At 40.4% G+C, this 24031-nt stretch carries 21 protein-coding genes; 12 read left to right on the forward strand and 9 right to left on the reverse strand.

What is annotated here, in order from left to right; genetic code table 11:
• Window positions 1–137: 137 nt before the first annotated feature.
• The 6 genes from HUN01_RS08445 to petN form a co-directional block, all read right to left on the reverse strand.
• A complete protein-coding gene (locus HUN01_RS08445; RefSeq protein ID WP_181930893.1) occupies window positions 138–935 on the reverse strand; it encodes a class I SAM-dependent methyltransferase in 798 nt (265 codons plus the stop codon).
• A gap of 63 nt (window positions 936–998) precedes the next feature.
• Entirely contained in the window at window positions 999–2783 is a 1785-nt protein-coding gene (locus tag HUN01_RS08450) for a tetratricopeptide repeat protein (RefSeq protein ID WP_181930894.1), read from the reverse strand.
• On the reverse strand, window positions 2773–4065 hold the full coding sequence (locus HUN01_RS08455; protein ID WP_181930895.1) for an ATP-binding protein: 1293 nt from the start codon (window positions 4063–4065) through the stop codon (window positions 2773–2775). The genes HUN01_RS08450 and HUN01_RS08455 overlap by 11 nt, the downstream gene beginning before the upstream one ends.
• A gap of 662 nt (window positions 4066–4727) precedes the next feature.
• Window positions 4728–7880, reverse strand: coding sequence for a GAF domain-containing protein (locus HUN01_RS08465; RefSeq protein ID WP_181930896.1), 3153 nt, complete (start codon window positions 7878–7880; stop codon window positions 4728–4730).
• 155 nt (window positions 7881–8035) lie between these two features.
• On the reverse strand, window positions 8036–8197 hold the full coding sequence (locus tag HUN01_RS08470) for a hypothetical protein (RefSeq protein WP_094350864.1): 162 nt from the start codon (window positions 8195–8197) through the stop codon (window positions 8036–8038).
• Between the two features lie 7 nt (window positions 8198–8204).
• Window positions 8205–8294 carry a cytochrome b6-f complex subunit PetN gene (petN, locus tag HUN01_RS08475; protein ID WP_012408302.1) on the reverse strand — a complete coding sequence of 30 codons (90 nt, stop codon included), beginning with the start codon at window positions 8292–8294 and terminating at the stop codon, window positions 8205–8207.
• A gap of 149 nt (window positions 8295–8443) precedes the next feature.
• Here petN and HUN01_RS08480 point away from each other — a divergent pair, with 149 nt between their 5' ends.
• The 4 genes from HUN01_RS08480 (at window position 8444) to HUN01_RS08495 (ending at window position 11775) form a co-directional block, all read left to right on the forward strand.
• Window positions 8444–8878 (forward strand): hypothetical protein, encoded by a 435-nt coding sequence (locus HUN01_RS08480; RefSeq protein ID WP_181932615.1) that lies wholly within the window; start codon window positions 8444–8446, stop codon window positions 8876–8878.
• A gap of 151 nt (window positions 8879–9029) precedes the next feature.
• The gene (locus HUN01_RS08485; protein WP_181930897.1) at window positions 9030–9593 is read left to right on the forward strand and encodes a 3'-5' exonuclease; all 564 of its coding nucleotides are present in this window, start codon (window positions 9030–9032) and stop codon (window positions 9591–9593) included.
• A gap of 102 nt (window positions 9594–9695) precedes the next feature.
• Window positions 9696–10169: a TspO/MBR family protein gene (locus HUN01_RS08490; protein WP_181930898.1), complete on the forward strand. Its 474-nt coding sequence runs from the start codon at window positions 9696–9698 to the stop codon at window positions 10167–10169.
• Between the two features lie 475 nt (window positions 10170–10644).
• Window positions 10645–11775, forward strand: coding sequence for a site-2 protease family protein (locus HUN01_RS08495; RefSeq protein ID WP_181930899.1), 1131 nt, complete (start codon window positions 10645–10647; stop codon window positions 11773–11775).
• A gap of 89 nt (window positions 11776–11864) precedes the next feature.
• Here the strand turns inward: HUN01_RS08495 and HUN01_RS08500 are convergent, their stop codons facing one another.
• Window positions 11865–12254, reverse strand: coding sequence for a hypothetical protein (locus HUN01_RS08500; RefSeq protein WP_181930900.1), 390 nt, complete (start codon window positions 12252–12254; stop codon window positions 11865–11867).
• A 688-nt stretch (window positions 12255–12942) separates the two neighbouring features.
• Between HUN01_RS08500 and HUN01_RS08505 the strand changes: the two genes are divergently transcribed.
• Entirely contained in the window at window positions 12943–13212 is a 270-nt protein-coding gene (locus HUN01_RS08505) for a phage holin family protein (protein ID WP_338044551.1), read from the forward strand.
• A gap of 101 nt (window positions 13213–13313) precedes the next feature.
• Window positions 13314–14117 (forward strand): superoxide dismutase, encoded by an 804-nt coding sequence (locus HUN01_RS08510; protein WP_275944580.1) that lies wholly within the window; start codon window positions 13314–13316, stop codon window positions 14115–14117.
• A gap of 307 nt (window positions 14118–14424) precedes the next feature.
• Here HUN01_RS08510 and HUN01_RS08515 read toward each other — a convergent pair whose 3' ends face one another.
• Both HUN01_RS08515 and HUN01_RS08520 read right to left on the reverse strand, forming a co-directional pair.
• Window positions 14425–15744, reverse strand: a complete 1320-nt coding sequence (locus HUN01_RS08515; RefSeq protein ID WP_238846093.1) for a hypothetical protein — start codon at window positions 15742–15744, stop codon at window positions 14425–14427.
• A gap of 146 nt (window positions 15745–15890) precedes the next feature.
• On the reverse strand, window positions 15891–16532 hold the full coding sequence (locus HUN01_RS08520; protein WP_181930901.1) for a type 1 periplasmic-binding domain-containing protein: 642 nt from the start codon (window positions 16530–16532) through the stop codon (window positions 15891–15893).
• Window positions 16533–17631: 1099 nt separating this feature from the next.
• Here HUN01_RS08520 and HUN01_RS08525 point away from each other — a divergent pair.
• From HUN01_RS08525 to HUN01_RS08550, 6 genes are all read left to right on the forward strand, one after another.
• Complete coding sequence (locus HUN01_RS08525) at window positions 17632–18060, forward strand: hypothetical protein (RefSeq protein ID WP_181930902.1); 429 nt, start codon at window positions 17632–17634, stop codon at window positions 18058–18060.
• Between the two features lie 616 nt (window positions 18061–18676).
• The gene (locus HUN01_RS08530) at window positions 18677–20035 is read left to right on the forward strand and encodes an APC family permease (protein ID WP_181930903.1); all 1359 of its coding nucleotides are present in this window, start codon (window positions 18677–18679) and stop codon (window positions 20033–20035) included.
• A gap of 121 nt (window positions 20036–20156) precedes the next feature.
• Entirely contained in the window at window positions 20157–20816 is a 660-nt protein-coding gene (locus HUN01_RS08535) for an SAM-dependent methyltransferase (protein ID WP_181930904.1), read from the forward strand.
• Between the two features lie 271 nt (window positions 20817–21087).
• A complete protein-coding gene (locus tag HUN01_RS08540) occupies window positions 21088–21897 on the forward strand; it encodes an SDR family oxidoreductase (RefSeq protein ID WP_181930905.1) in 810 nt (269 codons plus the stop codon).
• A 63-nt stretch (window positions 21898–21960) separates the two neighbouring features.
• Window positions 21961–23364 carry a glycoside hydrolase 100 family protein gene (locus tag HUN01_RS08545; protein WP_181930906.1) on the forward strand — a complete coding sequence of 468 codons (1404 nt, stop codon included), beginning with the start codon at window positions 21961–21963 and terminating at the stop codon, window positions 23362–23364.
• 260 nt (window positions 23365–23624) lie between these two features.
• The gene (locus HUN01_RS08550) at window positions 23625–23927 is read left to right on the forward strand and encodes a hypothetical protein (protein ID WP_181930907.1); all 303 of its coding nucleotides are present in this window, start codon (window positions 23625–23627) and stop codon (window positions 23925–23927) included.
• Window positions 23928–24031: the final 104 nt, after the last annotated feature.

Consider the following 24031-nt stretch of genomic DNA (forward strand, 5'->3'; position numbering starts at 1 on the left):
AACTAGCTTGAAAAAGTAATAGTTGCAGAAGGATGATTTATTTTTCTGTAAGACTTTTGCAATACAGCCATTTTATTCAAGTTTCAGGATTTCCCATTTTACTCATGTCTGCAAATATGTTTTGGTCTGTAATCAGACTACAATCGCTGGGCTACGTACAAAGTAGTTAAGTAACCTTTGGTAATGTGACCATTGAATTTAGTATCAATTAACTCAGCGATCGCATCGAAAAAACGCGCCCTTCTAGTGCCATCCAAACTTAGATGCCCAGAATAGGTATTTAAGAGGTTGAGATAGGTCGCAGTATCATATTCTGCATCCCATCGATAAGAGCGATATGTAACTTCACCAAAGAGGCCTGTTTGCTCAATTTCGCCCGTTTTAGTAGGTACTTCATGCTCAGGACGAAGAAGCAAGTCATCCTTAAATATTTCAGGAACTAAGCGGCGATATAACTCCTGCACTTCCTCAAAGAAGCCATTACTAGCATCACTGTGTACGTGTTCATTCCAAAATAGCGCGATCGCTCCTCCAGGACTGAGTGCTTGGACAGTTTTTTCGTAGGCAATTGTGGGATCGAGCCAATGAAAAGCAGTCGCCGCAATCACTAAGTTAAAAGCATTCTTTTCTACTGGCCAATCCTCAAAAGCTCCAATACGAACTTCTACTTGCGGATAAGTAGCCAGTTTTTGTTGGGCAACTAAGCCGAGATTTTCACCTAGCTCAATACAAAGGATACGATAACCTCGACGTGCAAAAGTTATAGTTGCCTGACCAGTACCACAACCAATCTCTAATATCCTTCCTTGTGAAGTTATTCCTGATAGAGACACCACATCGTCAAAAAGTGCCTTTGGATATCCTGGGCGTACCTGATCATACAGGAGCGCTACCTGATTAAAAGTAGTTCTTAACTGACTTCTCTCATCCGTCATAGGTTTATTGCTTTATCTTATCCATTGCCGAATCTCCTCCTGTTTAGGAGCATAAATTTAGCTCTATGTCATGCGATCGCACTCTCCATGATTCGCCATTACTGCGGCAAGTTTTTCTAGATTTTGACGAACAGTAACACTACGAAGATGATTTACACCCCAAATTCGTTCACAAATATCTAAAGCTTGCAAATAAAGCGGCTCTGCTTCACCATAACGCCCTGTTGCACGATAAATTTCTGCCAAATTGTTGAGACTTTCCGCAACATTAGGATGATTTTCTCCCAACAAAAGCTTATCTAGTTCTAATGCTTTTATACATAAAGATTCCGCCTCATTGTAACGTCCCTGTTCTCTATACATATAACCCAAAGCATAGATAGTATCTGCTAAAAGTGGATGCGCTTTTTGTAATACACGCTCCTTGAGTTCTAATGATTGCAAAAACAAAGATTCCGCTTCACTGTAGCGTCCTTGAGCGCGATATATTAAACCTAAATTGTGCAAATCTGTTGCAACATCAGGATTCTCTTCTCCCAAAAATCGCTTATCTAGTTCTATTGCTTGTTGCGACAACGGTTCAGCTTCACTGAAACGTCCTTGATGATAATAAAGTAGCGCTAAATTATTCAGTATGAGAGCGAAAGAAGGATGATTTTCGCCCAACAGACGTTTTTCGAGTTCTAATGATTGCAGATACAAAGGTTCTGCTTCGTTATAACGTCCTTGTTCATCATATAGTAGTGCCAAATTGTTCAGACTGGCGACAACATCGGCATGGTTTTCTCCCCACAGAAGCTTTCTCAGTTCCAAAGCTTCTTGATATAAGAGTTCCGCTTTACTATATTGTCCAGTAGATTTGTAGAGTCCTGCCAAATTATTCAGGCTAGTAGCAAAAGAAGGATGGTTGTCTCCTAATAGGCGTTTCCTCAGTTCTAAAGCTTGTTTATATAAAGGTTCGGCTTCGCTATAGTGTCCCGTTGCACGATATATTCCCGCTAAATTATTGAGGCTATTAGCTAAATCTACCTGCAACCCTAGTTCATTTTGTAGCTCACTCGCCTGACGCCAATATTTAATTGCTAATTCCTGTTCTTCTTGATAATTTTGAGATTCACCCCGCTCTAATCTGCTGCGGTAAATATCACCTAATCTTGAATATAAGGTAGCCAAGGTAGGATCTTTAGTTCCCTGTTCCTGTTCTACTTTCTCGATTAGCCTTTGTAAATCTTGGATGGGTAAGAAAAAAGCGTTATTTTCATTAGTATCTGTGCTGGCTAATTCTGTGTCTCTAAAAACAAAGCGGATATTTTCTAGTTCTTTACCAGGAATAGCATTCGTCTTTTTAGATTCAAACCGGAATACACCATTGCGCCAACTCCAAAAATCAGGGGCTTTTTTAATCAGGCTGACTAAAATTTGGTTAGTTACCCAAAGCACGATCGCAAAAGGAAATTCGCGCAATCCTTCCCTTGTCCACTGTAAGTAGCCAAAAAATTTCTCCTGTTCCGATTGCTCATTTCCCAATCTGAGAAAATAAAGTTGTTCAGCACCCGTCACAGTAATCACCGCCGGTTTCTGCTGACGGAGATATTCTTCTTGTTGTACCAGTTGGTTAAGAGCAGCTTTGAGACTAGGTTCTTGACGTGCTAAAGTTACTCGATATGCAGCGAAGGCGGGTTGTAGTTCGGCTTCATATTGAGCAATAATCTGATCACGAAAGCTAGCATCATCACAAACTGCAATCAGTAAATTTAAGCCCCGCTTTTGAGCTTCAATAGAAACAATTAAATCATCATACGCATCCTGATTTTCTTCCTCATCATCTAATAAATCTTCATTTAACATTAATGGCTCCCTGTCTTCTCAAGCTTTCGATAATAATTGGATGAACATCATACCAAGTTTCATCGGTGCGATATTCTAGAACATACAGCCCATGTAGCAAATCCAAAAATTCTGCTTGTTTGGGATCATTGGGCATAAATTGTTCATAAACGCTCTGCAAAATATCGATATCAACCTTTCCTAAACGTATGGAAAAATCATTGCGAATTTTATTGATTGCTTGCAGGAGAATTTTATCATCAATGATAACTTTGGCTGAAGGATTACGCCGAATCGTTCGCAAACAAATGCGACAACATTCCTTAGAAATCCGAATTAACTCTCGCAATACGCCACCACTGTAAATCACAATTTTTTCAGCCGTTTCAGCCGCAATTAATTCACTGGGAATTCGCTTTTGTAAAACTTCACCGAGAATCTTTGTTGCTTCTGGACGAGGTTGGGCATTTGGGAAGCGATTTTTACCTTTATCAAATATTTTTAAGACAGGCATCGCCACAACTTGATCGTTAGTTTCAGTGGCAATTATTGTGCTAATAAATGTTTCTCGAAGTACTGCGATCGGGATGGTGTAAATAATTTGAAAGTTAGGTTGACAAAGAGCTTTAATGTTATCTCGATAAATTTCGTTAACTCTGCCTAAGTCAAGTTTATCTAAATCATCAATAATTACTAAAACGTTTTGTTTAGTTGCAGCTTGAATTAGAGCAGCAATTTCATTAATTCTGGCAACTAAATCTGATAACTTGCGTTCAAATTCTTGCTTAATTTCATCTCGAACGCTAGCATCAGCTTTTAATTTAGAGCTAATCAACTTTAAAAGGTCAAAACCAATACTAGCTTCTGCTTGCAAATTTAATTCTTCAGTGCGAGTGCGGGTAGCAAACCACTTATAAAGAGCTTCTTTAGTAGATTGCGGAATATCAACTTTGCGTGCTTCTGCCTCTGTCATTAAATTAACTGCGATCGCAAACAGTATATTAATATGATTAACGGCCGACATTTCAATTTTGTCAGCAATAGAAAAGAGAACTACAAAATATTTATCTTGAATTTGTCGGCTAAATTCAGCTAACAAAGTAGACTTACCACATCCCCGATGTCCTGTAAAGACAATTTTGCCATCTCCATTAGGACTATCTTCCACTAATTGGTTCAGGTCTGCAATCAAATCATCACCATATTCGACTCTAAATCTTTCCATTTCGTTCCGTTCCATTAACGGAAACAGTTCGAGATTGCTGTATGCGTCTTGAAAGGAGTTTAATAAGTCTTCAGACATTGGATAGTGCCGTAAACGTGCTAACTATCCATATAATGGCTCATGATTTTTAAAGCACAAGTTTAGATAATTACAATTTTTATAACTCTGTCAATAAATGACTACTAGGTGATACTGTCTTATGTTTTCAAAGACGATACTTTTAGTTCCACAATCTCAACCGACAAACAAGTAATAGAGGTGAATATAAATAAAAATCAATGATAGATTATACATTTATTAAATATAAATAAATAATAGATTATACATTTGAGATAGTGAAAGTTACCTAACAAATAAATAAATAAAATTAAATTTTCGTTTATAAAATTAAATTTTCCACATCCTGTGTTTATGTACCCTCTAGCTATTATTGCAACAGTAGTGGTTTCTGAACTTACGGGAGCAGTCTAACTTGCATGAGCGTTCTTGATCGGTTCCCAAACTGTCTCCTCACGCACGCGATCGTGGGCTATTCCTAAACCTGTGGAATGGTAAGCTTCGAGAGCAGATTGACACTGCTGAACCATTTGGGCTTCAGTAAGAGGTTGAAAATTTAATGCTGTGTCTATCTCTCCGTACTCAAATGATTCTTTTACTGTTCTCTGTGCTTGGTTGCAACAGCAGCAATAGATATGTATTACACCAAGCGATACTTGTGGCTGGTTATACCTACGCTCTTTTTAACTAACTGTCCGTTTCATCGGAACTTCTATCCAGAACTCACAGCCGTTACCAGGTTCAGAAACACACTTGATATTACCACCGTGTTTTTCAACAATAATTTGGTAGCTAATAGATAAACCCAAACCAGTACCTTGTCCAGGTTGCTTGGTGGTAAAGAAAGGTTCAAAAATGCGCGATCGCACCATCTCTGGAATCCCACAACCATTATCGGCAATCCAAATCAGAATCGTATTCCCTTCTATGACTCCTGTCCGAATCCAAATTTTAGGATTGTCAATTATTTTTCCACTAGTTGCTAAGTTTTCCAGTGCATCGATCGCATTGTTGAGAATATTCATAAATACTTGATTCATCTGGGCTGCATAGCAGACTACTGGAGGCAATTCCCCATATTCTTTAATTACCTCAATAGCAAAAGCATTAGTCTCTGGTTGCAGCCGATGTTGTAAAATTAGCAAAGTACTGTCGATGCCTTCATGAATATCTACAGGCTTCATTCCTGTTTCATCAAGTCGAGAAAAACTTCGCAACGACAAAACTAATTTAGAGATCCGATCTGCCCCCATTTTCATTGAAATGAGAATTTTGGGCAAGTCATCACTAATGAAATCTAAATCAAGTGCTGCTACTTGCTTTTGCACTTCTCCTGTTGTCTTAGGATACTGTTTCTGATAGAGGCGCAGTAATTTCAATAAATTTTCGGCATGTTCAGTAACGTAAGTGATGTTGCCATAAATAAAACTAATTGGGTTGTTAATTTCATGGGCTACACCAGCAACTAACTGCCCTAAGCCTGCCATTTTCTCACTTTGAATTAACTGGCTCTGAGTGTGCTGTAATTCTTTAAGAGTCTGGGTGAGTTCTTCTTTCTGACGTTGAGTTTGTTCGAGTAATTCCGCCTGCTGAAGCCCTACCCCTAACTGAGTACCAATCTGCATCAGCAAATCTACCTCATCTTCTTGCCAATCACGGGGTTTGATATTTTGATAAGCTGCTAATAATCCCCAGAGTTTCTCACCTTGAAAAATCGGCACAATCATATATGCCCTAGCCTCCATTAGCTCAATCAAGGCAATATAAGGAATAGAATCATCGGTGCTGTAAATATCCTTAATGACAAGAGTTTTACCATTAGCAAAGTCTCCTACTTGGTTTTTTTGCAAGTAATCATCTACGTAGGCGTAGCCCGTCGTAGACATCGCAGGTACAATTGTCTTTACTGGTGTCCAACCTTGAACTAAAGACTCAGCTACGAATTCGCCACTCCAATCAGCCCGGAATCGATAGATTGTCACTCGATCAACTTCCAATAACCGCCGAACTTCTTCTGTACTGGTAGCAAAGATGGTGTCAATATCAAGAGACTGGCGAATTTTCTCCACAGTTGCGGCTAAGGCCTTCTCCCTTTCGGCGGCTTTGCGTTCTCGTTCGGCGGCTTTAGCGAGTTTTTGGGCTTGCACCTGCATCTGTTTCAATGACTCGGCTTGCTGTAATGCTACCCCCAATTGGACGCCAACTTGTGCTAGCAAGTTGATTTCCTCATCTTGCCAATAACGAGGTTGGGAGTTTTGATAAGCTACTAGCAATCCCCACAATTTTTCGCCCTGAGAAATTGGTACAAAAATTTCATTCCGTGCATACTTACCCGCTTGCTTTTTTTGCACAAGAACGCCTTCTGTTACAGGTTGCGGTTTAACTATTGGTGTCCAACCATCAACAATGGAATCGGCGACAAATTCGCCACTCCAATCAGGATAGAAGCGGTAAATTGCGACTCGTTCCACTTCTAATAACCGACGAACTTCTTGAGTTGTGGTTTTAAAGATGGCTTCAATTTCAAGTGACTGACGAATTTTTTCTACGGTGTTCGCCAATGCCCTTTGCCTTTCAGCAGCTTTACTAATCTCTGCTGCTTGGATTTGCATTTGTTGGATAAATTCCGCTTGTTGCAAAGCCACACCTAGTTGTGTACCCACTTGGGTAAGCAAGTAAACCTCATCTTTTTGCCAATCACGGGTTCTGGCGTTCTGGTATACTGCTAGCAAGCCCCAGAGCTTCTGACCGTGGTAAATGGCAATGATCACATAAGCTCTTGCTTGATAAATTTCTAATATTTTAATGTAGCAGTCACTAAAGCCGGAATTGTAAATATCATTACAAACACGATACACTTCACACCGACTAAAGCTACCACCCTTTGTATCTTGTAAGTAGGTATCGGCGACTGGGGGGTTAGCTAAATCTTTGGCGCTGCATTCACTGACATTTTCACTCAATTCCGGTCGCTGCAATTGTTCATCGATCAGGGAGATCCAACCCTCTGCCACTGATTCAAACACGAATTCACCACTCCAATCGGGATTGAAGCGATAAATAGCCACACGGTCAGCATTTAGCAGTTGCCTAAGTTCTGCGGTGCTTGTGTGGAAAATGCTTTCCAAGTCTAGGAATTGACGAATTTTCTCAATGGTTATGGCTATGGTTTTTTGCCATTGGGCTGCTTTTTCTCTAGCTTTTGCTTGTGCTAGTTGTGCTGATTGCAGTTTTACTTGTTCTAAGTAATCTGCTTGCTGCAAAGCAACTCCTAGATGTTCAGCAATGAGTTGCACAAACTCAATTTCTGATGCTTCCCATTGCCGAGGACTACTACACTGATGAATACACAGCAATCCCCATAAATCTTTACCTTTCATCAAAGGGGCAGTTATATTGGCACGTACCTGAAATCTTTCTAGAATCTGGATGTAGCAATCACTAGCATTAACTTGATAAATATCAGCTATTGCTCTAATCCGACCTTGCTGATATAGTTCTGCAAATTTTTCACTAAAGCAGTGGTCGCGTAGTTTGGCTGCTAGTGCCGAATCCCATTCGGTTGCCACATCTTCATAGATAAATTCCCCTTCCCATGCCAAATCAGGATCAAAACGAAACACGCCAACCCGATCGCTTTTTAAAAGTTGGCGGACTTCAGTGACTGTAATTTTGAAGATAGTTTCTATGTCTAGAGACTCGCGAATGTGGGCAATCACTCCAGACAAGGCTTTTTGTTGCTCATTCTGACACAGGGAGGCTGTTGTCACATCTGAATGAGACTCTTGCTGTTCTGAATTTGGTTCTATGGGTTGAGTAGTAGAGGAGTTTTCCATTCCCAGTGGGACTTTAAATATTGAAAGTCTTCTATCTCATGATTCCCGTTGCGATCGCAAACGTAACAGTTATTTCCTTTAAATGCCAGAAAAAACAATGTAGGGACACGATATTTATCGCGTCCCTACACAAAGATTTTTCAACCACGAGAAAACTATCGCCGCTTAGGAGTGGCGCTGCGGGTGGTGCGTTTCTCTTCATCTCGACGACGGCGATCGCGCCAGTCTGCCAGGGTCAAATAACCAATACCACCAGTGACTACTACGAGTAGCACTACAGCAAATAAAGCCAAAATACTCAAAAATGGACTTTCCACAATGCCTCTACAGTCCGTTACGTCCCCACACTACCATTGCAATTGACCAAGTAAACACAACTAACAGTGATACCCAACCTAGTGTCAAAATCTCCATAGTCCCACTTTTCAAATAATTACAAAAGGTTTCTAATATTTATCATACTGGGAAAGGGCGGTTAATCCTTCAGCAGTGTTGGTGCGATCGCTGCACTCTTAAATTTTACTCAAGGACGCAAAGTGAACGAAACTTCAGATGTTCAACTGATGGCAGAACGCCTAGAATCCCTGAAAGCTGGAATAATTGGGGGTTTATCTGTGTGTTTCGCTTTTGCGATCGCTAGTTTGTTGAATACTTTAGTTCTGGCAAAGTATTTTCCAGCACTCGCAAGTCTGCAAAGTAATGTTAATTGGTATTGGTGGGTGAGTGGTGCGATCGCAACTTTTGCTGGTTTGCTATTTGGTGTCACCTACCGCTACATCATCCGCTCAGATAAAAACCCTCAACTCAAAGCTGGTGGTGTGCTAGCCTTTGGCTTGGTGCGGGGATTAACTCAAATAGAACTTGGGTGGAATTCTCATAGCACAATTTGGCCTTTTGTGGTCTTGGCTTTTGAAAGTGTATTGTGGTTTGGAATAGCTGCGATCGCTCTTGATGTTGCTATTCAACTGCGTTGGGTTAAACCTTTTTCATCAATCTAAACAGGGGGTTGTAGTTCAAACACATGAAAAAGGTTGTAAATATCGCATTTTTGTAGCACATTAATTACAATAAATTACAGATTAATTATGTCAGCCTTAAAAAATACGTATAAACAACCACTATTATTAAATAATATTTTTATTACCTAATATGAAATCTCAAATATCCCACTACTATCTAATAGTCGATTTGGAGGCTACGTGCTGTAACAGTAAGACTATTCCTCGTCACGAAATGGAAATCATCGAAATCGGTGCAGTGATGCTCAATCGAACAACGTGGGTAATTGATTCAGAGTTTCAGCAATTCATCCAACCTGTGAGACATCCACAACTGACAAGTTTTTGCACCGAATTGACTAGCATTCGGCAGCAAGATGTTGACGAAGCACCCAAATTTTTAGAGGTAATTTCTCGATTCAAAGAATGGATTGATTTATTTCCAAATTATATTTTTTGTTCTTGGGGCAGTTACGACAAAAAGCAATTTATTCAAGATTGCGCGTTTCATAATTTCCCTTATCCTTTTACTTCAGAGCACATAAATATCAAAGAGGAATTTTCAGAATATCTTGGCGTATCCAAAAAATTTGGTATGGCAGAGGCTCTCAATAAGCTAGGAATAGAATTGAAAGGCAAACATCATCGTGGAATTGATGATGCCCATAACATTGCATCTATCTACAGACAGATTAAAACTAAAAAATTAAGCTGATTGAAGAAGAATACAGAATTCAGCAATCAAGACGCTTTGCGAACGCTAACGCAGCCCTGAACTAGACTATAAGTGTAATCCTAACTATGGCAGGAAACCTTTGTGAAAGCTAGATGGATTATCACAGCAGTTTCGGCAGCACTATTTTTCGGCGGTAGCCTGCTCACATCATTGCGTGACCCTTGGTTTCAGAACTTGCAGCGTCCCGACTGGTTAACCTTTGAATTCCTCATCCCATTTATCTGGACATTCATTTGGATCTGTCTGACAATTTCAGCAATTATTGTCTGGGAGAGAAGCTCAAAACAGCCTCGTCCTTGGCTGTTGATGGGTTTGTACGCAGCGATCGCTCTTTTGACCTCCGTTTACAGTCCCATTGTGGTAGAACTTCGCAGCCTAACAGGTGGAATGATTGTCGGTGGCTTGGCAACACTTCTCGTCTATATTTTGGCATTTTTGGTTAAGCCAATTTCCCAAAAAGCCTCGTGGCTGTTCCTACCTTATGCTCTCTGGGGCCCTTTCGGTACTTATCTCACTTGGCTATTAATTCAACTTAATCAGGGCACAGGCAGATAAAAGACTTCGACACTGAAAATTAAGCGATTGATCGCTAACTACAAACCTCACAAAATTAATGTAACAAACCACTATTGAGATTTGGCAATATCTATCGTTTGCTAGAGGAAGCAATGATTGTGATTTTCTATGCTTTTGGTGATTTAGTATCGCTCACCTATAGGAATCCGGTTTGATTTCTGAAAAAAATCTGTACACCTCTAATTTCGTTCTTTCTTGTTAAGAGTTCTTTCTCTATACGAGTAATTTCAAAAATCAAATACTAGTCCTATATCAATACTTCTCGGTTAATCACTTTTAACTCGGAATCGGGTTTGGGGAAAAGGTTAAAGGTTAAGGGGTAAAGGTTTTTTCTTTTCCCTTTCCCATTCCCCTTTTACCCTTAACCGAGAAGTATTGAGTCCTATATTTTCACTCTAATTTTTTTCAGCAACAGCATTTCTAGACAAAAACTGCTTTAGAAAAAGAGGAATATATGCAGGGTTTTCGCTTAGGTTCCATTTTCGGGTTTGAAATCCGAATAGACTTGTCTTGGCTATTAATTGTCTTCCTCATCCTGTGGACATTAAGTGCAGGTCTATTTCCAGCCAACTATCCGGGACTTTCCAATGCAACTTATTTTGGTATGGGCCTAGTAGCAACATTTCTCTTCTTTGCCTCGCTACTGGCTCATGAGCTTTCTCATTCCTTGGTGGCTAGGACAAAAGGAATTCCCGTCGAAGGCATCACCCTCTTTATCTTTGGTGGGGTGTCGCGCACTCGTATGGATGCCGAACATCCTGATGATGAGTTTCAGATTGCGATCATTGGGCCCTTTACCAGTTTAGTACTGGCTGCTTTCTTCGGTTTAATTGCGTATATCGGTACAAATGCTGGATGGAGTGTAGTAGTTACGGGTGTCGCATCTTACCTCGGAACAATTAACCTCATTTTAGCCATATTCAATATGCTGCCTGGGTTTCCTCTAGATGGCGGTCGTGTTTTTCGCTCGCTAATCTGGAAGTATACTGGCAATCAGAAAAAGGCTACCAAAATTGCCTCGACGAGCGGTAAATGGTTAGCTTATTTGCTTATTGCCCTTGGTTTCTGGGAGTTGTTCGGTTCAGCCTTGTTGAGTGGACTCTGGTTAATCCTGATTGGTTGGTTCTTATATAATGCCGCAGAAGCTGGTTACGAGGAGCTTTTGATCCGCACAAGCCTGGAAGGAGTAAAGGCACAGGAAATCATGACTCCCCATCCAGAAACGGTAAATGCTGACCTGACGCTGCAAGATTTAGTGGATAAATATTTCCTCAGTCGTCGCTACCAGTCTTTCCCAGTAACGGAAGATAGTCATCCTATAGGGATTATTACCTTAAATCAGGTCAAGGATATCCCGCGCGAAGAATGGATTTATCGTACTGTTAGAGATGCCATGATTCCCACAGACACAGGAGTTACTGCTCGTCCGGAAGAGCAGATGTCGCAGGTATTGGAAAAAATGCAAGAATCGGGAGTTCGTCGGGTACTGGTGACTCAGAATGGTTCACTCAAAGGCATTATTACCGCTAACGATGTCGCACATTGGTTACGGCGACAGCGAGACTTAGGCAACCAGATGGGATAAATAAATGGAAAAAATTAGCACCAGCTTTGATATTTAGCCGCAAATCAAAATGTGAAAATCTTATGCCCTAAGATTGATAATTATTATTCTTAGCTAAAGGGATTTTTAGAAGAAAAATTTTTCTTACTGGATGAGTACTCAGCGCAACTCATCGCTTCTTCAGTGAGAACAACAGAAGGGTTTACTGCACATTTTAGATAATGATTATTGGAATAAAAGCGGCAGTTTTTACAGGGAAGCTTGTGTGCACTGTTGATGGATAAAACCATCTTTTCATCTAAAAATGCTCGGATTTTTTGCAATATGAGAAAAAACCCTATCCAACCAATTATAAAGCCAACAGGAGATAAAGATATCGCTAGATCACGGATAGTTATTTCATGCATTTGTGCTTGATCAATTTTGACTTCACTCCGGATTCCTTGCTCTAAATTACTATTGACTACTACAGTTTTTTGCCTGATTTGATTAGGATACATATTATTTACCTTTTGCTATATGTCTTTATTGCTTTGACTTTTGATCGCCGGGTAATTAACTAGTAATTTGTGAAAATACATGATCTATTCCTGTTTTATCAGAATTAGGTTGATAACACTCTTAAATTTGAAATATATAGACGTTTAGTAAGCAAATAAATTCAGAAAATGCTTATAAACAAGTACTGAATTTTAGGTTGATCGTAGAAAAGTTGAAAAACGTCCATATTAGAGGTGTAACGCTCAAAGCCGATCAGGAAATAAGGGTATTTATGGATTAGCTTGAGTCATGTGTATTTTAATTAACTAAAAATCACTACACAGTTGTCAAGTTGTCAGTAGATCAGATTCTAATGCTTACAAGTTCTTAATTATAGGTTTAGCAAAATAAATTTTTAGCTATATCTGTCAAGAGTTTTGCTTGTTATTTGTCCTTATATACCCAAGGGAATAAATTAAGTAAGAGAGACATAGATGTTTATTTATATGTTATAATATGTGGAAATAATTTATCAAACTTTTATAGACATTAAAACTATGTCATCTTTATCACTACAACTGAATCTATAGTTAAACTTATCGACTCAGATGAATAAAATAAGGAATTATGATGTTTGGTGTTATATTCACTTGATTACTTATCACTATCAGTTTTTTAATTATTTTTAAGCTACCTTTCTTTATTAAAATTGATACTTTTATTAAAGCGATATATGGTGTTGTTTACGGAATTTCAAATGCAATTCTGCTCTCAATACTCAGTTTTTTTAGATTTCGCTTGATTATCCTGACTCTGGGCTTATTCTTGTTTATTTTAAATACAATTATTTTTGCATTGACAGCTTATGTAGTAGAGCATTTTCGCTTAAGATGGTGCTTTTGGAGTGCTTTAAATGCCTCCACTGCGTTGACCGTGATTAATTCTATTCTCTTGAGTATTTTGCCTCGAATTACCTGATAACTAAGGTAATATATATAATATTTGGCTTTATTTGGCTGCAAAACAACATTCCATGATCGGATTACAAGCCAATAATATTGATTTTGAGGCTACAATTTATGATAAAGTTTTGGCGAAAAACAATAGTTTTTTTCTTCACAACAATTTTGCTGGCAATTCTGCTGATTTCTCATGAACCAGTACCAATAGCTGAGGCACAATCTTCTACACCAATACCAACGCCTGCTAGATCATTTCCCCCTGTAGCCTATCCTAATAGGGCACTAAGTGCTTCTCCTGCACAGCTACCACCATTGCCTTATGCTTATGGGGCATTAGGAAAAGCTATTGATGCTGAAACGATGAAATTGCATCATGATGCACACCATGCTAGCTACGTCAAGAACTTAAATGATGCATTGAAGCAATATCCAGATTTGCAAAAAAGAAGTGTTGAAGCTTTACTGGTGAATTTGAACAGCGTACCTGAAGATATTCGGACAAAGGTACGTAATAACGCTGGTGGGCATCTCAACCACACAATTTTTTGGCAACTGATGAGTCCTGAAGGTGGTGGACAACCATCGGGAGCGATCGCTCAAGAAATTAACAAAACTTTTGGCAGCTTTGATGCCTTTAAAAAACAGTTTAATGCAGCGGGTGCAGCTCGTTTCGGTAGTGGTTGGGTTTGGCTAGTACGTAATCCCCAAAATCAACTCCAGATTGTCACCACAGCAAATCAGGATAACCCAATTATGGAGGGTTCATATCCGATTATGGGTAATGATCTGTGGGAACATGCTTATTACCTAAAATATCGCAACCGTCGGGCTGAGTATTTGAATAATTGGTGGAATGTGGTGAATTGGCCGCAGATTAACAGGCGATACCTTTCCTTTTCTACGGAACGCTCTGTGAACTGAACCGCTATGTGAAGGGTGATTTCGGATGTGTGAACTACTCCTAGTTGCTTACGGCTCAACTAGGAGTTTCTGTAATCACGGGCTACGGTGTACACACAAGTCTAAAAAAGCTCGATTTCCCTTTGTTCTCTCGTTTATCTTGTTCCCATGCAGAGGATGAGAATGTCTGACTAGAGGCTGCTTAACTCTAGTGAGGCATTGAATCAGAGACTCAATGAATGCATTCCCAGTCTCCGACTGGGAACGAGGAAAGTCTTTTTAAGCTAGGTTTTTAGGACTTGTGTGTACACCGTAGGTAATCACGGGCTTATGTAACATAATTACGAATTTTCAAAGCCCTCTGTTTGTGACGGACTATACATAGTAGAACAATTAGCAACACAAGCGCTTTGATCATTGATGGCTCCACTACCCTCTTCACTTCTGTGGGAGTTTTAGGAGTCACATTACACGGAATTTCAATTATCTGTGTGTGATCAGAACCATTACCACTGGGAGTCAGATCGCATTCGCCTTTGTTGGTGAGAGACAAAGGTACATTTCCAGGAGAAATAGGTGCAGGTGGTTGAACTGAAGAAACAGGTGGTTGGGGTGAAGAACTATCCCCATCCAGTAGTAGAAGCAGAAGCAAACCAAGACCACCAACTGCCATTATTGGCCAGAGTGGGAGTGGACTGTCTGGTACCAAGACATCTCCCGCAGAGCCAGGGAAAGCATCAAAAGCTATTGTTTCTCCATCCAAGGCTAGTGGATTATCACTTAGCAAAATATCTCCTGCGATATCTTCTCCCAAGAGCTGATTCAATTCCTGTGGAATCGCATTATTGGGCCGTCCGAGTTCCCCACCATCTTCGGAGTATGGAAAGGATAGTACTTCAAAAATCTTCTGTTGGAGTTGGTTCTGATCTCCAGAATTCAATGCATCCAAGCCTGTAGAGATTTTATTTACATAGAAATTTGTCATCTCTGGCGACAGACCTAGAGACTGAATCTGCTCTTGAATGTTAGAAATTTTTGAGGCCTCTTCAAACAGCAGTCGTCCGTATGACAATTTCAGGTCTAGTAATCCATTGCGGGGGCTAACAGAGTCATTGACTCCTGAGTATGGTGCCCAGTAGAACTGCTTGGTTACAAGTCCGAGTCCTTCTACTGGATTGCGACCAAAAGGTTGTCCTAGAAGGTATTGAGATCCATCCATGATTGTGGGGGATGCATTTCTCCAAAATGAGGCGTAAGGCACGCCAGAGAGATTGGGATTATTGCCGTAGAAGCTAGCGAAATTCTGGAAGTTTTTCTCCCCACCGGCTGCTCGGATCAGAAGGTTTTGATAACTAGTTCCATTGTTTAACTCCACTAATTGTTGGATTACCGATCCAGTCTTATTGCAGGTCAGACCAAATCCCACATCACATGCAGGAATGACTCGCATCCGGCTCAAATTCTGGTTATTAATTTGGTACTGGAGATACTCAGACTCTAGTCCTTGTTGGATGCCATAGCGTCCAACATTTAACTGTGCAAAAGCAGACTGACATGTAGTGAGTACTACTGCAACAGATGAAAATGCGATCGCTGCAAAGCGAACCGCCTTCGATATCACAATTCTTTGAACAATTGATTTAGGCAAGATGCACCTCCACTAAACGACAGCAATTTAATTGGGAATTGGGCATGGGGGATTGGGCATGGGGCATGGGGCATAGGCAAAACAGTTCTTCAGCACTCATGACTCAGCACTCAGCACTCAGCACTCAACACTCCCCACTCCCCAATTCAACTCTTAGGTAAATGAATGTTGATTGTGATTCCCGTACCTTTAAGATTTCCTGATGAGAGTGTGTGATATAAGACCAATGCTCGGTTTGGTTGGTCAAAAAGAAAGCCACGACGCGTGGGTTTGATTTTCCCTTGCTTGACTAAGGAAACAAAGGCTTCTAAATATCTACGTATACCTTGACGGTTTTCTTGATTAGGATTCATATGACGCTCAACCAGCATCATAAAGAAGTCCAAACTACGATTTTCCTGCCCCTGAATCAGGCTGCCCTCATCTAGGAAAGAACTAGCTATAAGCCTGCCATTAACTTGTTTAACCTTAAACAGAGTAAAGTAACGCCCTTCTTTTTTAGGATCATTCGCATAACAGACCCAGGAACCCTCTTGATTCTGTGTAAAACCCTGTTCAGCAAGATAAGAAAGCAAAGAATTACTTGCTTTAGTTTGTGGTGGAGGTAATAAATCCTCAATGGGATCTAAAGAGCAAATCCTCTGTGTTGTTTTCCGTTGAGAAACAGCAGGAGTTTGCTGGGTATTGACGCGCAAGGGCTTGTCATCAGACATTGCCATGCTAGACATCGCAGCCAACACAGATATTTGGAGAGCGATCGCTCCAAACAAACGAACAATGATATTCATGTTTTTCCTGTTACTCTGATTTGCGTTGTCAATAATCGAGTGTTTACTAAATCGAGATTGATCTAGCAGTCCTAAATCATTTGCTAAATTTAAGAGCTTGCCTCATTTGGTTGAGGATAGCTGAAGTTTTCACCAATCAAATAGGACTTTTATATATAGGTAACTAAATCTAAATAAAATACACAATAATAATGTCTTGTTCGCAAGACAAATTGGGCTTTTTGATATTTTTACATATACAAAAAACAATTGACTCTATGTCAAAACTTTTCTATTTACTCTTGTCTAATTTTTTGCCATTGGAAGAGGGTTTTATGCCTTCTTAACTAGCTGTTAAGATTACTAAAACAAGATTTTTTTAGCTCTTTATTAGCTTATATAAGCAGATTCTCAAAAGCTCTGTGCTTTGCACGTTGGGGCTTTTGTTGATTTCCTGGGTGGATCGAATAGTTTTTTGTTTTTTGGAGGTAGCACACCTAACTAACTGTTTCCGCATGGTTGCAACTTAATGTATAAAATAATATCTCCTGACGGTAAAATAATATTACCATGAGCTTGAGACATGCAACAGTATTGTGGACAGTTGTCAAAGTTGTACACGGTGAATTGGAACCACCTCTTCATTAAATTTCATGGCAAATAGGTAAGAGCCAAAGCAATCTATTTAGACCTCACTAGTCTTAGATTATCCAATACTATTGTTCTTCAACTAATAAATGTACGTCTTAAATATAACTTACTTATAATCTCAATACGTATAAGCAATCTACTCCGATCGCTAACCCAAGTTCCTGTTTATGCTGCAAAGCAATCGTATCAAACAAAGTTAAATTAGATTACAAATCTAAAATTTGCGATTTAATATGCTGTTGTTGCTACAGACCTGATAAGCGTCTAAGCTCAGATTCCCGATTTCTATTGTTTTGTACAAATGATTAAGTAGAGCTATATATTGTCATGATGAAAAAATACGTCCTTAAATTTGCTCTGTAGATAGATAAGTATCCTGAGCAAAGCTGGTATATTGACAAGTTTGATTAGTAACAACTTGTGACTAAAATTAAGAAAATAACTTGGTATTTTTACAAGTATTGGCAGTATGAATGTGGAATTTTTTAACAGGATTCCTTTGATGCCTTTAGTATTACTCTTATTGGCTTATACTCTCTTGGGATGGTATCTTGCGGCTCATCATATTATTTGGTTGGTGGGGGCTTTTGTCGCTGCTATGGTTATAGCTGTAGTGCGAAAAAGTATTTATTGGTTAGAACGTTTAATTGAATTTGGCTCTAAAATTTTAGTTGTCATCTTATTTTTAAGTATATCAATTGCTTTAGTAGCAACTTGGTCGATATTATTAAGGCTCTTTATCATTCCCTTAGCCACTACGCTTTTAGCTGATTTGGAAATGCGCTTTTCTGGCTTAAACAAACTAGATTCATTTTGGATTATAACAGTCCTAGCTGTCTTGGGTCTGGTAGTAGGTGAATTAATAGATATTTTACTTTTTCCCAGTAGCCGATACTAAAGAATTAGGGATAAAAAGTCTATATACTATTTATTAAGTAGAAGCGTATAGATGTGAATTTCTACTTAATCTGAAATCTTGAGCGATCGCTGTCTCTAGTACAGCAGAATTTAAATAAACCACCCATTCTAAATCAATGAAACGTTTGTGGTATGGGAATTACGAGCTTTATGACCAAAGAAAGCACGATTACCTGTTATTAGTCAATCATTCTCTAGATTACTAAAAATCTCACTCGTGGAAGAAGTGTTACCGAGTCAGATTTTCTATGCTATTGTCATCGCGATGTTGTCTAGCAAAATAATTTAGAGCAATGCCTACGGTGGCAAGCTACGCAGGGAAATTAATCTGAATGTTACCAAATAATTTGAGGACATCTCACAGATGACTGTCACTTTCCCGTCACATTTGTTTTTTACCATAGTGGGTATGAGTAAAACAGTGATTAAAAATTGACCTACCCGAAGGCTAGCTTTTGGGCTAGTAGTTCACAAGCTCAAAGGTCTTGGTAAATCGTGAGTTCCCAAATTTGGAGTACATAAGATAATTCCTTTGTTGAATAAAGACTATGAAACCAAGCCAAGAGTCCCAACTCAACACTAAATAACGGAGTAATGTGAGTAGACCTAAAGACTACAGTTTGCTTGAGCAGACAACATCAACTGAAGTAGGAGTACCTAAGCCATCCCTAACATTATCAGACGCAGTAGCTCTGATTGTGGGTATTGTTATCGGGGCAGGGATTTTTCAAACTCCGGCTCTAGTGGCAAGTCAAGCAGGCAGTGATCTTGCTGTAATGTTTCTTTGGCTAATGGGTGGTGTGGTATCTCTGGTAGGAGCCTTGTGCTATGCAGAGTTAGCGACTGTCTATCCCGACGTCGGCGGTGTCTACTACTATTTGAAACGTGCATTCGGGCGGGGAGTCGCCTTTTTATTTGCCTGGGCGCGGATGACAGTGATTCAAACTGGTTCCATTGCTCTTTTGGCATTTGTTTTTGGCGATTATGTTTCTCAAATATGGCGGCTAGGAACGTTTTCGTCTTCTATTTATGCAGCTATAGCGATCGCACTTTTAACTGCTTTGAATATTGTCGGTTTACAGCAGGGTAAATGGACGCAAAACTTGCTAAGTGCTGCCAAAGTTCTAGGTTTGTTGCTGGTAGTAATTCTTGGGCTTACGGCCATTCCTAATTCTGCCCCCCCTGTGGAACCTGCATCATCAGGAACCTGGGGACTGGCGATGGTGTTTGTGTTGCTATCTTACGGCGGCTGGAATGAAGCGGCTTACATCTCCGCAGAAATTCAAAATGGGCGACGTAATATTCTGCGATCGCTAATGTGGAGTATTGGCATTATTACCGCCATTTACTTGCTAATCAATCTGGCTTACTTGCGAGGACTGGGATTAGCAAATATGTCACAGTCAGAAGCAGTAGCCGCAGATTTAATGCGCTCTATTTGGGGCGCACCGGGAGCCTTGTTCATTAGTGTATTGATTGCGATCGCTACTTTGGGAGCAACCAACGCTACAATATTTACTGGAGCGCGTACTAACTACGCACTGGGACAGGATTTTGCCCTATTTGGTTTTATGGGACGCTGGCAACAACGTCCTAGCAGTCCTACCTATGCCTTATTTTTGCAAGCAGCGATCGCCTTAGCACTGGTTTTTTTAGGCACGCTCACCCGCAAAGGCTTTGAAACAATGGTGGATTACACCGCCCCCATATTTTGGTTCTTCTTCTTACTTTCCGGCATATCACTGATGGTATTGCGAATCCGCGAACCCCACATAGTGCGACCATTCCGTGTGCCATTTTATCCTTTCACACCATTACTCTTTTGCGCCGTCTGTGGTTACTTGCTCTACTCCAGCTTGGCCTATACAGGTGTGGGAGCAGTTGCTGGTGTTTTAGTTGTCGCAGCAGGTATCCCCGTGTTGTTCTGGAATAACTACCGTCAACGTAGGACTTAATACGATTTTTGATTTTGGATTGTGTAAACCAAACCTCACACAGTAAGCAATTCAAAATTCTATGACTATCAGTTGTTTTCCTAACTACTGACCACAAGCTACTGAATCAAGGAGAAAATTCATGAACTTCAAAAAAATTCTGTTTTTACTGGCTACAGGTGTTAGTGTTACCAGCTTGGGAATTGCTGGGTGTACACCGCAACAGCAAGATTTGGAAGCCGGGACGCAACCTTCTACTTTAACCGGTCAGACCGAAACCGAAACACCATCTGCAACAACTCCCACAACTCAACCACAAGAACGCCCCGGTGATGTTCCCTATGTACCTACACCACAGCCAGTTGTAGATGCAATGTTGAAAGTGGCAAAAGTGGGTAAGAATGATGTGCTTTACGACCTTGGTAGCGGTGATGGGAGAATTGTCAATACTGCGGCACAAAAGTTTGGTACGCGCGGTGTCGGCATAGATATTAACCCCGAACGCATCCAAGAAGCTAATGATAATGCCCAGAAAGCAGGAGTCACCGATCGCGTCAAGTTTGTCCAACAAGACTTGTTCACCACTGACTTTAGTGAAGCAACAGTAGTTACACTTTACTTACTGCCAGAGGTAAACGTCAAACTCCGTCCCAAGCTATTGAGTGACCTCAAACCTGGGACTCGCATTGTCTCCCACGCTTTTGATATGGGTGATTGGAAACCAGAGCAGACTCTAAATGTAGATGGAAAAACTATTTACTATTGGGTAGTTCCTGAACAAGTACCAGCGAATTTACGCTAGAGACTAATAGCATTTTCAACAATTCTTGTAACAAGTAAATCGGCTGTAGGGGTGTACAACTGTATGCCCTTACACATTTATTTTTAACAGGGATTTCGCCAAAAAATATCAGAAATTCAAAATAATCAAAGACCTATTTTTGAATTTTCAATTACCTCCAATGGGGGTTGACAGTAACAACTTTAGATATGAGAAAGATTAATCTAAAATCTAACATCCAAAATTCTTTGACTGAGCGCAAATTCAAGCAAAGGCAGCTTAGGGAGGAAATATGATAGGGTTAAAAGGGAAGAATGCTTTAATTACAGGTGCAACTTCAGGAATCGGTCAGGCGATCGCTATCAAACTCGCTCAAGAAGGGTGCAACATCGCTATCAATTACCGCAAAAGCCCTGAAGCTGCGGTAGACACAGAAGAGATGGCATTGCAAAAAGCCTGCGGAAATATCGAAAATTGTGGTGTTAAATCACTGCTGGTTCAAGGAGATGTCTCCCAAGAATCAGACATTGTTGAGATGGTCAACACCGTAGTAAAGGAATTTGGCAGTCTAGATATTCTAGTTAACAATGCTGGCATTCAAACAGAAAGTCCATCCCACGAAGTTACCACAGCAGACTTTGACCGGGTAATTGCAGTTAATCTCCGGGGTGCTTATCTCTGCGCCCGTGAAACTATTAAACACCTCCTGTCTCTGAATCGTTCGGGAGTGATTATTAATATTTCCAGCGTTCATGAAATTATTCCGCGACCGATGTACATTAGCTATTCCATTAGCAAAGGCGGGATGGAAAACCTGACCAAAACCTTAGCATTGGAATATGCTAACCGAGGTATTCGTGTCAACTCCATTGCCCCCGGAGCAACAATCACTCCAATAAATCAAGACTGGATAGATGACCTCGAAAAAAAGGCGATCGTGGAAAGTCACATTCCAATGGGGCGTGCTGGCACCTCAGAGGAGATGGCAGCCGCAGTAGCTTTTTTAGCTTCGGATGAAGCCGCCTACATCACCGGACAAACGCTATTTGTAGATGGTGGATTGACTCTGTACGCCGACTTCCGGGAAACCTGGTCAGCTTGAGGTAAGGCTGGCGTACTTTCCACAATTGAGCCGATACATAATTATTAGTGGAATTAAACGCCCATGACTAGCGCGATCGAAAAGAACAGTCAACTGGAAGCAGAAGCCTGGGAATTGTTGGAAGAGTCGATAATTTATTACCAGGGAAAACCCATTGGGACTGTAGCCGCCCACGATCCGGAGTCAGATGCACTCAATTATGACCAGTGCTTCCTCCGCGATTTTGTCCCTTCTGCCTTAGTGTTTCTGATGTACGGCAAAGCAGAAATTGTGCGTAACTTCTTAGTAGAAACACTGAAATTACAAAGTCATGAAAAGCAGATAGACTGCTTTGAACCAGGAGCGGGATTAATGCCTGCAAGTTTCAAAGTACATTCCAAGGGGAATGAGGAATTTTTGGTCGCTGATTTTGGTGAACTGGCGATCGCTCGTGTTTCCCCAATTGATTCTTGTATGTGGTGGGTTCTCCTGCTACGGGCTTATGAAAAAGCTACAGGCGATTTAACCCTAGCGCGTCAGCCAGATTTTCAAGCAGGAATCAAGTTAATTTTGGATCTTTGCCTGGTACATCGCTTTTCCATGTTCCCAACAATGTTAGTTCCCGATGGCGCGTTTATGATTGACCGTCGCATGGGAGTCTACGAACATCCTCTAGAAATTCAGGTGTTATTCTATGCGTCTCTCAGGGCTGCTACTGAATTGCTTTTACCAGATGGGGATGGCGATAGCTACCTCGGCAAAGTCAATAGGCGATTGGGATCTTTGAAATATCATATCCGCAACTATTACTGGCTAGACCTGAAGCGATTGGGTGAAATTTATCGTTACAAAGATAACGAATTTGGTAAAGAAATTGTTAATAAATTCAACATCAACTCAGAATCAATTCCTAGTTGGTTGACCGAGTGGTTGCCCGAAACTGGAGGATATTTAGCGGGAAATCTGGGGCCGGGACGGATAGATTTTCGCTTTTTTGCTCTGGGAAATCTGATGGCAATCTTAGCTTCCTTAGCAAGCGAAAAAGAATCTCAAAGCATTATGAACTTATTTGCCCAACGTTGGCAAGACTTGATCGGCTATATGCCTGTTAAAATCTGCTTTCCAGCTTTAGAAGGTTTAGAGTGGAGAATTGTGACAGGATGTGATTCTAAGAACAGGGCTTGGTCTTATCACAATGGCGGTAACTGGCCCGTTTTGCTGTGGTTATTTACGGCTGCGGCACTGAAAGCAGATCGAACAGAACTTGCCCAAGCAGCGATCGCCATTGCCGAAAAACGTTTATTTAAGGATAAATTCCCGGAATACTACGATGGACACAATGCTCGTTTGATTGGCAAAGAAGCCAGAATTTATCAAACTTGGAGCATTGCTGGATTGTTAGCAGCCAAAAAGTTGCTGGAAAATCCAGATCACTTGGAATTAATCAGCTTTGCAGAGGGTCTTGAAGTCCCAGGCTGTAGTGTGTAGGTATTCAATGCCCTCCAGGGCTGCGACCCGGAAGATTATTTATATTTAGCAGTGTAATTATCAGGGTGTCTCTGCTAACTATTTTCCCAATCCCTAGTCCCCAGTCCCCAGTCCTCGCTCCTCAGAACGGACAAGTAACCTCAAATTCTCAAAGACTCGATAACTGATACACTATATTGTAAGAGGTATCTGAAGTGTCATACTTAGTAATATCACCAGATAGTCTTTGCATAATTAGCACGTTTTAACGTGGATAACACATGAAAACTACTTCAGATTTAATTCCAGAATTTGAAAAACTATTCAGACAAAAATTACAACTAAATAATTGTAAACTCAGAAAGAAAAGACAAGAGAATAATTATGAAATTATTACTCCAGCTAAAGACATTTTTTTGATGTATTGGTCTGAATTTCCAGAAGTGAACTTAATATATCAGGCTGTAGGGGTACGCACTCAGCAGACTAGTGTTTATGAGCGAGCTATTCGTTTGCATATTAGTTCTTGTTTAAGTAGTATCCAGGAAAATCCTACCTCTGAAACACCATTATTGGTGAAATAACTAATACTTAGATAACCCACATAATATTTACTAAACTCTCGCCAGTTCTTGTCAGATAACTGACGAGAGTTTATCGCCTTAAATCTGTTGATCAAGAGATAAAA

It is taken from the genome of Nostoc edaphicum CCNP1411 (assembly GCF_014023275.1).
Classification (GTDB): domain Bacteria; phylum Cyanobacteriota; class Cyanobacteriia; order Cyanobacteriales; family Nostocaceae; genus Nostoc; species Nostoc edaphicum_A.

Bases quoted from the DNA above. Each gene is read 5' to 3' on its own strand.
- HUN01_RS08445 (WP_181930893.1), bottom strand. From the start codon at position 935: ATGACGGATGAGAGAAGTCAGTTAAGAACTACTTTTAATCAGGTAGCG.
- HUN01_RS08450 (WP_181930894.1), bottom strand. From the start codon at position 2,783: ATGTTAAATGAAGATTTATTAGATGATGAGGAAGAAAATCAGGATGCG.
- HUN01_RS08455 (WP_181930895.1), bottom strand. From the start codon at position 4,065: ATGTCTGAAGACTTATTAAACTCCTTTCAAGACGCATACAGCAATCTC.
- HUN01_RS08465 (WP_181930896.1), bottom strand. From the start codon at position 7,880: ATGGAAAACTCCTCTACTACTCAACCCATAGAACCAAATTCAGAACAG.
- petN (WP_012408302.1), bottom strand. From the start codon at position 8,294: ATGGAGATTTTGACACTAGGTTGGGTATCACTGTTAGTTGTGTTTACT.
- HUN01_RS08480 (WP_181932615.1), top strand. From the start codon at position 8,444: ATGGCAGAACGCCTAGAATCCCTGAAAGCTGGAATAATTGGGGGTTTA.
- HUN01_RS08485 (WP_181930897.1), top strand. From the start codon at position 9,030: ATGAAATCTCAAATATCCCACTACTATCTAATAGTCGATTTGGAGGCT.
- HUN01_RS08495 (WP_181930899.1), top strand. From the start codon at position 10,645: ATGCAGGGTTTTCGCTTAGGTTCCATTTTCGGGTTTGAAATCCGAATA.
- HUN01_RS08500 (WP_181930900.1), bottom strand. From the start codon at position 12,254: ATGTATCCTAATCAAATCAGGCAAAAAACTGTAGTAGTCAATAGTAAT.
- HUN01_RS08510 (WP_275944580.1), top strand. From the start codon at position 13,314: ATGATAAAGTTTTGGCGAAAAACAATAGTTTTTTTCTTCACAACAATT.
- HUN01_RS08520 (WP_181930901.1), bottom strand. From the start codon at position 16,532: ATGAATATCATTGTTCGTTTGTTTGGAGCGATCGCTCTCCAAATATCT.
- HUN01_RS08525 (WP_181930902.1), top strand. From the start codon at position 17,632: ATGAATGTGGAATTTTTTAACAGGATTCCTTTGATGCCTTTAGTATTA.
- HUN01_RS08535 (WP_181930904.1), top strand. From the start codon at position 20,157: ATGAACTTCAAAAAAATTCTGTTTTTACTGGCTACAGGTGTTAGTGTT.
- HUN01_RS08540 (WP_181930905.1), top strand. From the start codon at position 21,088: ATGATAGGGTTAAAAGGGAAGAATGCTTTAATTACAGGTGCAACTTCA.
- HUN01_RS08545 (WP_181930906.1), top strand. From the start codon at position 21,961: ATGACTAGCGCGATCGAAAAGAACAGTCAACTGGAAGCAGAAGCCTGG.
- HUN01_RS08550 (WP_181930907.1), top strand. From the start codon at position 23,625: ATGAAAACTACTTCAGATTTAATTCCAGAATTTGAAAAACTATTCAGA.